This is a genomic window from Nocardioides sp. BE266 (genome assembly GCF_031457855.1).
Lineage (GTDB): Bacteria > Actinomycetota > Actinomycetes > Propionibacteriales > Nocardioidaceae > Nocardioides.
This window is the reverse complement of record NZ_JAURTI010000009.1, coordinates 1-12,413: the sequence shown is the minus strand read 5'-3', so window position 1 is coordinate 12,413 and position 12,413 is coordinate 1. Positions and strand designations below refer to the sequence as shown.

14 protein-coding genes and 2 tRNA genes are annotated in these 12,413 nt (G+C 70.7%); 9 read left to right on the top strand and 7 right to left on the bottom strand.

Translation table 11 applies throughout. The features are described 5' to 3' along the window. Positions 1 to 13: 13 nt before the first annotated feature. Positions 14 to 790 carry a thioredoxin domain-containing protein gene (locus J2X46_RS21200; RefSeq protein ID WP_310254106.1) on the bottom strand — a complete coding sequence of 259 codons (777 nt, stop codon included), beginning with the start codon at positions 788 to 790 and terminating at the stop codon, positions 14 to 16. Then, positions 726 to 1,289, bottom strand: coding sequence for a MauE/DoxX family redox-associated membrane protein (locus J2X46_RS21195; protein WP_310254104.1), 564 nt, complete (start codon positions 1,287 to 1,289; stop codon positions 726 to 728). The genes J2X46_RS21200 and J2X46_RS21195 overlap by 65 nt, the downstream gene beginning before the upstream one ends. Before the next feature lie 75 nt (positions 1,290 to 1,364). Between J2X46_RS21195 and orn the strand changes: the two genes are divergently transcribed. The 4 genes from orn (at position 1,365) to J2X46_RS21175 (ending at position 3,978) form a co-directional block, all read left to right on the top strand. Continuing rightward, complete coding sequence (gene orn, locus J2X46_RS21190) at positions 1,365 to 1,997, top strand: oligoribonuclease (protein WP_310254102.1); 633 nt, start codon at positions 1,365 to 1,367, stop codon at positions 1,995 to 1,997. Positions 1,998 to 2,044: 47 nt separating this feature from the next. Further along, positions 2,045 to 2,120, top strand: a tRNA-His gene (locus J2X46_RS21185). 185 nt (positions 2,121 to 2,305) lie between these two features. Further along, on the top strand, positions 2,306 to 3,760 hold the full coding sequence (locus tag J2X46_RS21180) for a phospholipase D-like domain-containing protein (protein ID WP_310254100.1): 1,455 nt from the start codon (positions 2,306 to 2,308) through the stop codon (positions 3,758 to 3,760). Between the two features lie 35 nt (positions 3,761 to 3,795). Further along, the gene (locus J2X46_RS21175) at positions 3,796 to 3,978 is read left to right on the top strand and encodes a hypothetical protein (protein ID WP_310254098.1); all 183 of its coding nucleotides are present in this window, start codon (positions 3,796 to 3,798) and stop codon (positions 3,976 to 3,978) included. Positions 3,979 to 3,985: 7 nt separating this feature from the next. Here the strand turns inward: J2X46_RS21175 and J2X46_RS21170 are convergent, their stop codons facing one another. Continuing rightward, complete coding sequence (locus J2X46_RS21170; protein WP_310254096.1) at positions 3,986 to 4,876, bottom strand: universal stress protein; 891 nt, start codon at positions 4,874 to 4,876, stop codon at positions 3,986 to 3,988. 161 nt (positions 4,877 to 5,037) lie between these two features. On the opposite strand from J2X46_RS21170, the gene J2X46_RS21165 reads away from it, so the two are divergent. The 3 genes from J2X46_RS21165 (at position 5,038) to J2X46_RS21155 (ending at position 7,830) form a co-directional block, all read left to right on the top strand. After that, positions 5,038 to 6,126: an NAD(P)-dependent alcohol dehydrogenase gene (locus J2X46_RS21165; RefSeq protein ID WP_310254094.1), complete on the top strand. Its 1,089-nt coding sequence runs from the start codon at positions 5,038 to 5,040 to the stop codon at positions 6,124 to 6,126. Continuing rightward, a complete protein-coding gene (locus tag J2X46_RS21160) occupies positions 6,123 to 7,691 on the top strand; it encodes an NAD(P)/FAD-dependent oxidoreductase (RefSeq protein WP_310254091.1) in 1,569 nt (522 codons plus the stop codon). Before J2X46_RS21165 ends, J2X46_RS21160 begins: the two co-directional genes overlap by 4 nt. 66 nt (positions 7,692 to 7,757) lie before the next feature. Then, a tRNA-Lys gene (locus J2X46_RS21155) sits at positions 7,758 to 7,830 on the top strand. A 54-nt stretch (positions 7,831 to 7,884) separates the two neighbouring features. Here J2X46_RS21155 and J2X46_RS21150 read toward each other — a convergent pair. The 4 genes from J2X46_RS21150 to J2X46_RS21135 all read right to left on the bottom strand — a co-directional run bounded on the left by J2X46_RS21150 (position 7,885) and on the right by J2X46_RS21135 (position 10,719). Then, a complete protein-coding gene (locus J2X46_RS21150) occupies positions 7,885 to 8,031 on the bottom strand; it encodes a GPGG-motif small membrane protein (protein ID WP_191280429.1) in 147 nt (48 codons plus the stop codon). An 87-nt stretch (positions 8,032 to 8,118) separates the two neighbouring features. Then, complete coding sequence (locus J2X46_RS21145) at positions 8,119 to 10,107, bottom strand: NAD(P)-binding domain-containing protein (RefSeq protein ID WP_310254088.1); 1,989 nt, start codon at positions 10,105 to 10,107, stop codon at positions 8,119 to 8,121. A gap of 10 nt (positions 10,108 to 10,117) precedes the next feature. Beyond that, positions 10,118 to 10,465 (bottom strand): co-chaperone GroES, encoded by a 348-nt coding sequence (locus J2X46_RS21140; RefSeq protein ID WP_310254086.1) that lies wholly within the window; start codon positions 10,463 to 10,465, stop codon positions 10,118 to 10,120. Between the two features lie 5 nt (positions 10,466 to 10,470). After that, the gene (locus J2X46_RS21135; RefSeq protein WP_310254084.1) at positions 10,471 to 10,719 is read right to left on the bottom strand and encodes a DUF3618 domain-containing protein; all 249 of its coding nucleotides are present in this window, start codon (positions 10,717 to 10,719) and stop codon (positions 10,471 to 10,473) included. Between the two features lie 76 nt (positions 10,720 to 10,795). Between J2X46_RS21135 and J2X46_RS21130 the strand changes: the two genes are divergently transcribed. Together J2X46_RS21130 and bcp are read left to right on the top strand one after the other, a co-directional pair. After that, complete coding sequence (locus J2X46_RS21130) at positions 10,796 to 11,860, top strand: HoxN/HupN/NixA family nickel/cobalt transporter (RefSeq protein WP_310254082.1); 1,065 nt, start codon at positions 10,796 to 10,798, stop codon at positions 11,858 to 11,860. Continuing rightward, positions 11,857 to 12,327 (top strand): thioredoxin-dependent thiol peroxidase, encoded by a 471-nt coding sequence (bcp, locus tag J2X46_RS21125; RefSeq protein WP_310254080.1) that lies wholly within the window; start codon positions 11,857 to 11,859, stop codon positions 12,325 to 12,327. Before J2X46_RS21130 ends, bcp begins: the two co-directional genes overlap by 4 nt. Positions 12,328 to 12,413: the final 86 nt, after the last annotated feature.

Below are 12,413 nucleotides of genomic sequence, written 5' to 3'. Positions count from 1 at the left end.
TGTCAGGCAGACGTCAGCTGCCCACCATCTCCGCGGCGATCTGGTCGATCGTCTGCCCCGTGGCCTTCTCGCCGTCGATCAGCACGGTCGGGGTCGAGTTGACCTTGGCCTTGGACGCCGCCTCGCCGGCCGCGTCGACCCAGCCCTCGAAGGCCATGTCCTCGATGCCGGGACGTACGTCGGCCTCGGTCGCGCCGGCCTCGACCGCGAGGTCGACGAGGTCGTCGTCGCTCGGGAACGGGCCCTCCTCCGACGGCTGGTTCTCGAAGAGCAGGTCGTGGAACTTCTTGGCGACCTCGGGACCGGCCGCGTCGAGGACGACGGCGAAGGCGTTGGCCGAGCGCGGTGAGTAGTCGTCGATTCGCTCCAGGAAGGGCAGCGGGCGGTACTCGACCTTGACGTCACCGGCCTCGACGGCGGCGTCGAGCCGGTCGCGCACGGTCTTCTCGAGCTGCCCGCAGAAGGGGCAGAGGAAGTCCTCGTAGACGACGACCGACTTCGGGGCGTCGGCGTCGCCGACGACCATGCCGTAGCTGCCGGTCGCACCCGACGGGGGCGTGTCGGGCTTGTCGGACCCGAGGCTCGTCACGAGGAAGTAGCCGCCGACCACGACCGCGAGGGCCGCAGCGATGATGCCGGCGCGGGTCAGCTGCTCACGGCGCTTGGCGGCCTTGCGGCGCTCCTCGGCCTGCTCGCGAGCCCGCTCCGTGCGGGCCTGGCGTTGCTCACGCCGGGCCTGGGCGGCGGCCTTCTCCTGCGCGGTCTTGTGCGAGCTCTTCTTCTGCGCCATCGAGGCTTCCTTCGTTGTCTGGATCAGTGTCGAGATCGGTGTCAGGGGTCGTGCGGAACAGGACGGCGTCGAGCGCCAGTCGCGAGCGTGGCCGGACGACGAGCCACACCGACAGGGCCAGAAGTCCCACGTCGCGGGCGATCTCGCCGGGGTACTTCGCCGCCGCGTCGGGGATCTCGCCCCCGCCGCCGAAGCAGCCGCAGTCGATCGAGAGCCCGCGGGCCCACGCGCTGCTGATGCCGATGATGAACGCCACGAACAGCAGCGCCGACAGGGTCGCCGTACTGCGCACGAGGACGCCGAGCACCAGGCACAGGCCGATGACGACCTCGACGACGGGCAGCAGGTGGCCCACGGCGGGCACGACCGCCTCCGGGAGGAGGTCGTACGCCCTGACCGCGCGGACGCTGTCGGCCGGGTACGGCAGCTTCAGGGCGCCGGCGACGATCCACACGCCGCCCGTCACGAGCCTCGCGACCAGGCCGAACCAGTCCTTCACATGCCGAAGGGTAGGAGGTGAGCCTGAATCGAGCCTGAGAACGACCGTCACCGGGCATCTGTAGGGTGGCGGCTCGTGAGCGACAGACTGGTGTGGATCGACTGCGAGATGACCGGCCTCGACCTCGGCGCCGACGCGCTGATCGAGGTGGCGGCGCTGGTCACCGACTTCGACCTCAACGTCCTCGGCGAGGGCGTCGACGTGATCGTCAAGCCGTCGCAGGAGTCGCTGGACCAGATGGTCGAGTTCGTGCGCACCATGCACGAGACGTCCGGGCTGCTCGAGGAGCTCGCCGGCGGTACGACCCTCGCGGACGCCGAGGAGCAGGTGCTGGCCTACATCAAGGAGCACTGCCCCGACGGCACCCGACCGCCGTTGGCCGGCAACACCGTCGCCACCGACCGCTCGTTCCTGGCCCGCGACATGCCGACCCTGGAGTCGTTCCTCCACTACCGGATCGTCGACGTGTCGTCGATCAAGGAGCTCTCCCGCCGGTGGTATCCCCGCGCCTACTTCTCGGCGCCGACCAAGCGCGGCAACCACCGTGCGCTGGCCGACATCCAGGAGAGCATCGAGGAGCTGCGCTACTACCGCGAGGCCGTCTTCGTGCCGCAGCCCGGCCCGGACAGCACGCAGGCCAAGGAGATCGCGGCACGCCACGGCGGGCAGCTGACCGGTCTCGGTCCCGATGCTGGATCTGGCGACTGATTGCCCTACACTTCACGTCGTCCTCGCATCCGTGCGAGCAGACGATGGTGGGTATAGCTCAGCTGGTAGAGCGCCGCCTTGTGGTGGCGGATGTCGCGGGTTCGAGTCCCGTTACTCACCCCAAACAGATCGAGCCCCTGGCCTCAGCGGTCAGGGGCTCGCTCGTTGTCATGGGCGCGCCGTTTTGACCTGACGCCCCTCCATCGCGTCAAGTAGGTGTCACGGGGGCGAGCTCGCGCCCGGTTCGTGCTTCTCACCGCACGTGTCGAGGGACCGTCCTCGCCGGCGAGGCCGAGGAAGGTGTGTCCGTGCCGAGGTCCTTCACACGCGGGGTCGTCGCGTGCCTGGTCGTTGCCCTGTCGTGGTCCGGTGTCGTGCCGTCCTCCGCGTCCCCCGACGACGGCGGCAGCCAGACCGCCGCGCCCGACGCGCGCGCCCAGCAGCACAAGCACCGGTGGAAGGCCCCCAACGGCCCGTTCTTCAACGACCCCCACCGCAAGGCCGGCCACTTCACCATCGAGCAGCAGGTCATCAAGACGATCCGCCACACGCCCCGGCGCGGGATCATCCGGATCGCCGTCTACTCCTTCGACCGGATGCCGGTCGCCAACGCGCTGATCGACGCGCACAAGCGCGGCGTCAAGGTCCAGATGCTGCTCAACGACCACCAGGACACCCGCGCGATGCAGGCGATCCGGGCCGAGGTCGGCACCAACCGCAAGAAGAAGAGCTTCATCTACAAGTGCAAGGCCGGTTGCCGCAGCACGCAGAACGAGTACAACAACCTGCACTCGAAGCTCTACACCTTCACCCAGTCCGGGAAGTCGAAGGACGTCATCGCCGTCGGGTCGGCCAACATGATGCTCAACGCCGCCCTGCACCAGTGGAACGACCTCTACTTCTCCTCCGGCGACCACACGATGTTCCGGCAGTACGTCTCGCTCTTCAACAACATGAAGAAGGACTGGGACACCCGCCGCCCGCCGCGCAACTTCTGCGGCACGCCCGCGGGCGCGGCCTGCGACGACTCGGTCGACAAGACCACGGTCTGGGCCTTCCCCAAGCTGTCCGGCCCGAAGAACGACCTCGTCATCGACATGCTCAACCGCATCCAGTGCCTGACGCCCGACGGCGCGGGCGGCCAGACCCGGACCAAGCTGGTGCTGTCGATGCACACCATGCGCGGCCGCCGCGGCGACTACCTGGCCACGGCCATCCGCAACAAGTACGCCGAGGGGTGCGACTTCCGGGTCAGCTACGGCCTCATCGGCTTCCACACCAAGCAGATCCTCGGCGCGCCCACGGCACGCGGCAGGATCCCGCTGCGGTCCACCGGCATGGACTACAACACCGACGACGACTTCGACCTCAACCACGACGGCGAGGACGACCTGATCCTCGACTACTACAGCCACCAGAAGTACTTCGTCATCCAGGGCACCTACAACGGCATCCCCGGCACCAACATGGTGCTGACCGGGTCGTCGAACTGGGCCAGCCTCAGCACCGCCAACGACGAGATCTGGATGACCGTCCAGGGCAAGCGGGTCGCGCGCAAGTACGTCGCGAACTTCAACTACCAGTGGGAGCACAAGCGCAACTCGCGCGACGCCTACACCACCACCTACTCGGAGTTCCGCCAGGCGCAGATGATGCGCCAGCCGGACGGCACGCTGCGCAAGACGTACGTCACCACGCGTCGGCCCGTGACCACGGTCGAGCCCGACCACATGAGCAAGGGCCCCTACTGGGAGTCCGACTGAGCCACGCCCCACCCAGCAGAACGGAGCACCACCCCATGTGCCGAGCAGTCCGGTGCAAGACCTGCGGCAACACGACCTGGGCCGGCTGCGGCCAGCACGTCGCGCAGGTGAAGGCGGGCGTGCCCGCCGGGGACTGGTGCAACGGCCAGCACACGCCTGCAGAGAAGGCGGCAGCCGGATCCGGCGGTGGTTTCCTGTCCCGGCTCTTCGGCCGCTGACCGCCGGCTAGCGGCGAACCTCCGGGGCCGCCAGGAGCACGGGACAGGTCGCCTCGCGCAGCACCGCGCGGGCGACGGGACCGATGTGGGAGCCGACCGGCAGCAGCGGGTCGTGGCGCCCGATGACGAGGAGGTCGGCGTCGGTGGCCGCCTCGACCAGCGCCTCGACCGCCCCGCCGCGGCGCACCCGGACGTCGGCCTCGATCGCCACCTCGACGTCGCCGAGCGCGTCGAGGGCGGCGCAGATCTCCGCGTGCGACCGGTCGGTCCAGCGCTGCGCCTCCTCGGGGCTGATGCGCAGCCCGTCATAGGGGTCGGGCAGCGACCAGGCGTGCACCACGCGCAACGAGGCGCCACGGATCCGCGCCTCCGCGCTGGCGGCCGCCAGCACCGCGCCCGACCGCTCGGGGACGTCGACGCCCACCACGACCACGGGGTCGGCGCCGGACGGCCGCCAGCCTGTCGGCACCGCGACCACGGGCACGCGGGTGTGGGCGGCCACGCCACCGGCGATGGTGCGGTTCACCAGACGCGCCAGGCGGGACAGGTGCCGGTGCTCCAGCACGACCATCCGGGCCTCCTTGGCCGCACGCACCAGCACGGGCACGGGAGCACCGCGGCGGAGCACCTCGACCACCGGGACCAGGCCGTGGACGACGTCCTCCGCCTGCTCGGCTGCCAACGCCAGGCTCTCCCGACCGAACTTCTCGACGCCCTCCGCGGTGATCAGCACCGTCTCGGGTCCTTGCGGGACCACGGGCACGGCGTGCACGAGGTGCAGTGGGCAGCCGGCGCGCAGGGCCTGCTCGGCGCCGTACCGCACGGCCGCCTTCGTCTCGTCGGGACCGACGGCGACCACCACCGGCGGTGCCGCCGCACTGTCCGAGTGCTCGATCATGGCGTCCTCCTCCGCTCGCGCGAGATCTCCCACCTCCACGGTCCCCCGCTCGCTCGGAGGCACGTAGGGACCAAGGACCCGACCACGGGCGCCGAGGGACCCTGATCCCGAGCCGTCCGCGGCGGGATGCTGGAGGTGTCCCGACGAGCCAGGAGGATCCGGTGAAGGCGCTGCGACTGAACAGCTGGAAGAGCGATGCGGTGCTCGAGGACGTGCCGGCGCCCGAGCCGGGCCGCGGGCAGGTCGTGATCGAGGTCGGCGCCGCGGGCGCCTGCCACTCCGACCTGCACCTGATGCACGAGTTCGAGCCGGGCGTGCTGCCGTGGTCGCCGCCATTCACCCTCGGCCACGAGAACGCCGGCTGGGTGCACACCCTCGGCGAGGGCGTCACCGGCCTCGAGATCGGCCAGCCCGTCGCCGTCGTCGGCGCCTGGGGCTGCGGCCAGTGCGAGCACTGCCTCGCCGGCCTCGAGACGTACTGCGAGCGGCCCGACCTGGCCCCGATCCCCGGCGGGGGCGGCGGTCTGGGCCTCGACGGCGGGATGGCCGAGCTCATGCTGGTGCCGTCGGCGCGCCACCTCGTCCCGCTCCCGTCCGGACTCGAGGTCGTCGATGCCGCGCCACTCACCGATGCCGCGCTGACGCCCTACCACGCCGTACGACGCTCCCTCGGCAAGCTCGGCCCCGGCTCGACCGCCCTCGTGATCGGCGTCGGCGGCCTCGGCCACCTCGCCGTGCAGGTGCTGAAGGCCGTGTGCGCCGCCCGGGTGATCGCGGTCGACGGGCGCGAGGAGGCACGCGAGCACGCCGTCGCGCTCGGCGCCGACATGGCGCTCGCACCCGGCACGGACACCGCCGCCCAGGTGCGGGCCGCGACGCTCGAGGGCCGCGGCGTCGACGTGGTGCTCGACTTCGTGGGGTCCGACGAGACGTTGGCGACGGCCGCGCAGGTCGTGCGCCAGCTGGGCGACCTGACGATCGTCGGCATCGCCGGCGGCACCCTGCCCGTGTCGTTCTTCGGCCTGCCCTACGAGACCAGCGTGCAGACGACCTACTGGGGCAATCGCCAGGAGCTCGTCGAGGTGCTCGAGCTGGCCTCGCGCGGGCTGCTCCACGCCGAGACCACGATCTACACCCTCGACGACGCCCCGCGTGCCTACGAGGACCTCGCGCACGGCAACGTGCGCGGGCGTGCCGTCGTCGTGCCCAACGACTCGTTCGGCGGCGGAGGGTCTACGTTGGCCCGGTGACTCCCGGCAACAACAGCTATGACGTCGTCGTGGTCGGCGGCGGCCACAACGGACTGGTCGCCGCGGCCTACCTCGCGCGCGCCGGCCTGAGCGTCGTCGTCCTCGAGCGCCTCGGCCACACCGGCGGCGCCGCCGTCTCCGTCGAGCCCTTCTCCGGCCAGTCCGCACGCCTCTCGCGCTACTCCTACCTCGTGAGCCTGATGCCCGAGCAGCTGATGGCCGACCTGGGCCTCGACGTGCGGCTGGCCTCGCGCACCACGGCGTCGTACACCCCCTGGGTGCGCGGCGACCGCGCCGGCGGCCTGCTCGTGGAGCGCCCCGAGGGCGAGGCGACACGCGAGTCGTTCCGCGAGCTCACCGGCGGGGACGAGGAGTACGACGCGTGGCAGGCGTTCTACACCGAGGTCGGCGAGCTCGCCGAGGCCGTCGCCCCCACCCTGATGCAGCCGCTCCCCCTCGAGCGCGACGTGCGCTCGCTGGTCGACGAGCGGATCTGGCAGGAGGTCGTCGCCGAGCCGCTGGGACGCGCGATCACCTCCCGCTTCACCGACGACACCGTCCGCGGGGTCGTCGCGACCGATGCCCTGATCGGCACCTTCGCGTCGATGCACGACCCCTCGCTCATCCAGAACCGCTGCTTCCTCTACCACCTGATCGGCAACGGCACCGGTGAGTGGCGCGTCCCCGTCGGCGGCATGGGCGCGGTCACCGACGCGCTCGCGAAGGCCGCCATCGAGGCGGGCGCGGAGATCGTCACCGGCGCAGGCGTGAGCGCCATCGCCGCCGGTCCCGACGGTGCCGAGGTGACCTTCCACGACGGCTCGCAGGAGCGCTCGGTCTCCGGCCGGCGGGTGCTGTCCGGCGTCGCGCCCTGGGTGCTGCGGATCCTGCTCGGCGAGGGCGAGGACGCCGAGACCAAGCCGGCCGGCTCGCAGCTGAAGATCAACTTCCTCCTCGACCGCCTCCCCGAGCTCCGCTCCGGCGCCGACCCCGAGGTCGCCTTCGCCGGCACCCTCCACCTCGCCGAGGACTACACCCAGCTCGAGAGGGCGTACGACGCCGCTGCCGGTGGCGCGGTTCCCGACCCGATGCCGGGCGAGGTCTACTGCCACAGCCTCACTGACCCCTCGATCCTCGGCGACCGGGCCGGCTCGGCCCACACGCTGACCTACTTCGGCCTGCACACGCCGGCCGGGCTGTTCGACGCCGACCCCGGTGCGCGCGACCTCGCCACCAGCCGGGCGCTGGCATCGCTCAACGCGGTGCTCGCCGGACCGATCGAGGACTGCGTGGCCACCGACGCCGACGGCAACCTGTGCATCGAGGCGAAGATCCCGCAGGACATCGAGAAGGACCTCGCGATGCCGGGTGGCCACATCTTCCACGGCGACCTGGAGTGGCCGTGGGCGCCCAACCGGGCCCGACTCGATACCCCCGCGCAGCAGTGGGGCGTGCAGACCGAGCACGACTCCGTGCTGCTCTGCGGGTCGGGTGCCCGCCGCGGTGGCGCGGTCTCCGGGTTGGGCGGCCACAACGCCGCGCAGGCCGTGCTGGCGGACCTCTGAGCAGGGTGCCCCCTCGATTTCGCGCGCCGGACACCACGCGGTAGTGTTGTCCTCGCTTCACCGCCTGCGCCATTAGCTCAATTGGCAGAGCAGCTGACTCTTAATCAGCGGGTTCGGGGTTCGAGTCCCTGATGGCGTACAGAACAGCGAAGAGCCGGTCCCTCGGGGACCGGCTCTTCGCGTTGTGCGGGTGCTACTTCGTGAACAGGCTGACTCCACCCGGGCCGACCAGCAGGCCGACGATGATCAGGACGATGCCCCAGAGCATCTGGCCCCGGATCAGCGAGACGATGCCGGACACCACGAGGATGACGGCAAGGATCCACAGTAGAAATGCCATTGCTTGCTCCCTTCGGTTGCCCGCTCAACCTAGCCCTCCGGGAGCGGCGCAGAAAGTGACCCACACCCCTAGGGCGGGAGGCTGGAATCAGCCCTCCTCACGCAGCCGCGGCGGCGTGAATCCCTCCGGCTTGAAACCGGTCTTGTCGGCGTAGAAGGCGCGCAGCACGTCCATGTCGGCGGCGACGTCGCCGGTGGGGTGGAAGGTCGGTCCCCAACCGACGGTGCGCGAGGGCACGTCGAGGAACGCGAGCGTGATCGGCAGGCCGGTCTGCTGGGCGATCCGGTAGAAGCCGGACTTCCAGTACTCACCGCGCGAGCGGGTGCCCTCGGCCGCGATCCCCAGCAGCCACGGGTCGTCACCCTCGGCCTCCGCCAGGAGCTCCTTGATGGTCGCAGCGGGGTTCTTGCGGTCGAGCTTCACCGCACCCGTACGACGCAGCAGCCAGCCCAGCGGGCCGACGAAGAGCTCCTGCTTGACCAGCAGGCGGATCGTGATGCCGTAGCGCCAGGCCAGCAGCAGGGTCAGCACCCAGTCCCAGTTGGACGTGTGGGGCGCGCCCACCAGCACGCCGCGCTGCGGCACCTCGCCGACGGCCTTCCAGCGGACCGCGTGCAACGCCACCCCGGCGACCGTACGACGCACGCGCGCCAGGCCACGCGGTGCCGGCGCAGGGACGGAGGGCACGGCGGCCAAAGGCGCGCGGACCGCCGCCGCGCGCTCGCGGCCCTGGGCGCGCTCACGCTCCAGGTCCCACAGGTAGTGGTCGAAGTCGACCTCCATCGTGTGGCGCGGCGAGGCGTAGAACTGTTTGGTGTCGCGCTCGTGGTCGGCGGCCATCTGGCGGCGGATCACCGCGTCGGCCGGCGGGACGTAGCCGCCGCCCAGCATCTCCGCGATCCACGCCGACTGCGCCTCGGCGAGCGGCATCACCGCACCGATGGGCTGCAGCAGGCCGAGGAAGAACAGGCCGGGCAGGTCGGGGTGGACCGTGCGCTTCCACAGCGGGAGGTCGTTGGCCTCGACCGAGACCAGCTCGGGCTTCAGGAACGGGAAGCTCACGCGGTAGCCGGTGGCCCAGATGATCAGGTCGGCCGGGGCCGACGTCCCGTCGACGAAGACCACGCGGTCGCCGTCAAGCCGCTCGATCGCCGGGCGCGCGGTGACGGCGCCGGCGTCGAGCCGCTCGCGGATCCGCTCGGACTGCACGGGGTGCGACTGGCCGGGCTTGTGGCTCGGGGCGGGCAGGCCGTACTTCACCATGCTGCCCGCGGCCGTGGCGCCGATGCGCAGGCGGGCGGCGGTCACCCACCACGGCAACCAGCCCGGCAGGGCGACCTGGTCGCTCGGCTTGCCGAGGAAGAACTTGCGCAGCACCCACTCGGTGCGGCGCACCGACCACGTCGTCGTACGGGCGCGGAAGGACGACTCGACGGCGATGTCCATCGCGGAGTTGCCGGCGCCGACGACGACCACGTCGCGGCCCTCGAGCTGGTCGCCGGAACGGTAGTCGTGGGCGTGGATCTGCTCGCCGTTGAAGTCGCCCGGGTAGGCCGGCTCGGGCCAGCGCGCGTCCCAGTGGTGGCCGTTGGCGACCAGCACCGCGTCGTAGGTCCGGGTCTCGGTGCCGTCAGGCCCGCTGATCCGGACGTCCCAGCGACCGTCGGCGGCGCGGGAGACGTCCTCGACGGTCGTGTCGAAGGTGATCGTGTGGCGGAACCCGAAGTGTTCGACGTACTTCTCGAAGTAGGCGTGGACCTGGTCGTGGCGCGCGTAGGGCGGGTAGTCCTCCGGCATCGGGAAGTCGGAGTACGCCATCCGCGGGCAGGACGTGTTGATCTCGAGGGTGTCGTAGCAGGCCGACTGGCCGTTGGAGTTGTCGTAGACCCACGTGCCCCCGATGTCGCTGCCCAACTCATAGCAGTCGAAGGGGATGCCCGCGAGGTACAGGTGCTTGGCCGCTGCGATGCCCGAGGAGCCCGCGCCGATCACGCAGGCGCGGGGCAGGGTCTCGTCGACCGGGACCGGCGCGGTGACGGCCGCGGCGCGGTGCGACTGCTTGACGAGGTAGGCCAACGGATGCTCCTTAGAGATAGAGACCGGTCGAGCCGCCCTCGAGGCGCTCGGCGGCGACCGCGTGGACGTCGCGCTCGCGCATGACGACGTAGACCTCGCCGTGCACCTCGACCTCGGCCTTGTCCTCCGGGTCGAAGAGCACGCGGTCGCCGACCTCGACGGACCGGGCGTGCGGGCCGACGGCGATCACGCGTGACCAGGCGAGGCGGCGCGCGCCCATCGCCGCCGTGGCGGGGATGACGATGCCGCCCGTGGACCGGCGCTCGCCGGCCTCCTTGTCCACCTCGACGAGCACGCGGTCGTGCAGCATCTTGATCGGGGCGCTCTTGTCGCCCCCGGACATCGCGCCCCCGGACATCGCGCTCAGCGGGCGACCTTGCGGACGACGGCGAACAGCACGATGACGCCGACCACGGCGCCGGCGACCTTGAGGATGTTGTCGGTGCGCGGAGCACCGGTCTCGAGGTCGACGAAGCTCGACTTCACCGTCGTCACCTGGCGGCCGACGATCGTCTTCGGGTGGGCACGGTAGGCGAGCTGGTCGATGGTCGAGGCGAGCCGCTGCCGCGTCTCCTCGATCTCGCGCTCGAGCGCGCTCAGGTCCTGGGTCACGCGGGAAGGCTATCAACGCGTCCCTCGCCCGTGACCCGGGACGCTTGTTGCAAGTGACATGCAATAGCATCGAACGGTGAGGAACAATCCACGTCCCTGGTCCGCCGTCGACCGCCGCCACATCGCAGCGATGGTGGTCACCGTGCTCGCGCTCAACGCCGTCGGCTGGGGCGTGCTCGTCGCCGTCGTGGCGCCGCAGCAGTTCGAGGTCGGCAGCGCGGGCGTGTTCGGCGTCGGACTCGGCGTCACAGCGTTCCTCCTCGGCGCGCGACACGCCTTCGACGCCGACCACATCGCGGTGATCGACAACACGACCCGCAAGCTCGTCGGCGACGGCGCACCCTCCACCGCCACGGGCTTCTGGTTCGGCATGGGCCACTCCAGCGTCGTCTTCGGGCTCAGCCTGCTGCTCTCCCTCGGCGTGCGCGCGCTCGCCGACCCGGTCCAGGACGACGGCTCGGTCCTCCAGGGCACCCTCGGGACGGTCGGCACCATCAGCGCAGGGACGTTCCTGATCGCGATCGGCCTGATGAACCTCAGCGCGCTGGTCGGCATCATCCACGCCTACCGCCACCTCAAGGCCGGCACGTTCGACGAGGAGCACCTCGAGCACCACCTGCACAACCGCGGGTTCCTGGCGCGCATCTTCAAGCGCACGACCCAGCGCGTGAGCAAGGCACGCCACCTCTACCCGGTGGGCCTGCTGATGGGCCTCGGCTTCGACACCGCGACGCAGATCGCCCTGCTCGTGCTCGCGGGCGGCACGGCGGCGTTCGCCCTGCCCTGGTACGCCATCATGACGCTGCCCGTGCTTTTCGGCGCCGGGATGATCCTGTTCGACTCCCTCGACGGGATCCTGATGAGCCGCGCCTACTCCTGGGCCTTCCTCAAGCCGATCCGCAAGATCTACTACAACCTCACGGTCACCCTCCTGTCGGTGACGGTCGCCCTGGCCATCGGCGTGCTCCTGCTCGTCCAGCTCGCCTCCGAGTGGGTGCCCGGCCTGGGCTGGGCGGGTCGCCTCGACCTGGAGTACGTCGGGTTCGGCCTCGTGGCATTGTTCGTCCTTGTCTGGGGTGCGAGCGTCGCGTGGTACCACCTCGGGCACGTCGAGGAGAAGTTCGAGAAGGGACTCGCATGACCGACCGACTGAGCACCGGGGACACGGCGCCCGACTTCACGTTGACCAGCGACACCGAGGAGCAGGTCAGCCTGGCCGACCTGCGCGGCAAGAAGGTGATCGTCTACTTCTACCCCGCCGCGATGACCCCCGGCTGCACCAAGCAGGCGTGCGACTTCTCCGACTCCCTCGACTCGCTGCGGGGTGCCGGCTACGAGGTCCTCGGCGTCTCTAAGGACAAGCCGGCCAAGCTCGCCAAGTTCCGCGAGCGCGACAGCCTCACGCTCACCCTCCTCTCCGACGAGGACCTCGCGGTGCACCAGGCCTACGGCGCCTACGGCACCAAGAAGCTCTACGGCAAGGAGGTCGAGGGCGTGATCCGCTCGACCTTCGTCATCGACGAGGCCGGCAAGGTCGAGCTCGCGCAGTACAACGTCAAGGCCACCGGCCACGTCGCCAAGCTGCGCCGGGACCTCGGGCTCGACTGATATGTAGGGCCCCGCTGTCAATGGGCAGGGTGAGGCGCCGCCGGACCGGCGTGGTCTGACGGCGCCTCTCTTGGTCTGGTGCGGTC

Coding starts and splice junctions, on each gene's coding strand:
- J2X46_RS21200 (WP_310254106.1), bottom strand. CDS start 790: ATGGCGCAGAAGAAGAGCTCGCACAAGACCGCGCAGGAGAAGGCCGCC.
- J2X46_RS21175 (WP_310254098.1), top strand. CDS start 3,796: ATGTGCCGAGCAGTCCGGTGCAAGACCTGCGGCAACACGACCTGGGCC.
- J2X46_RS21170 (WP_310254096.1), bottom strand. CDS start 4,876: ATGATCGAGCACTCGGACAGTGCGGCGGCACCGCCGGTGGTGGTCGCC.
- J2X46_RS21150 (WP_191280429.1), bottom strand. CDS start 8,031: ATGGCATTTCTACTGTGGATCCTTGCCGTCATCCTCGTGGTGTCCGGC.
- J2X46_RS21140 (WP_310254086.1), bottom strand. CDS start 10,465: ATGTCCGGGGGCGCGATGTCCGGGGGCGACAAGAGCGCCCCGATCAAG.
- bcp (WP_310254080.1), top strand. CDS start 11,857: ATGACCGACCGACTGAGCACCGGGGACACGGCGCCCGACTTCACGTTG.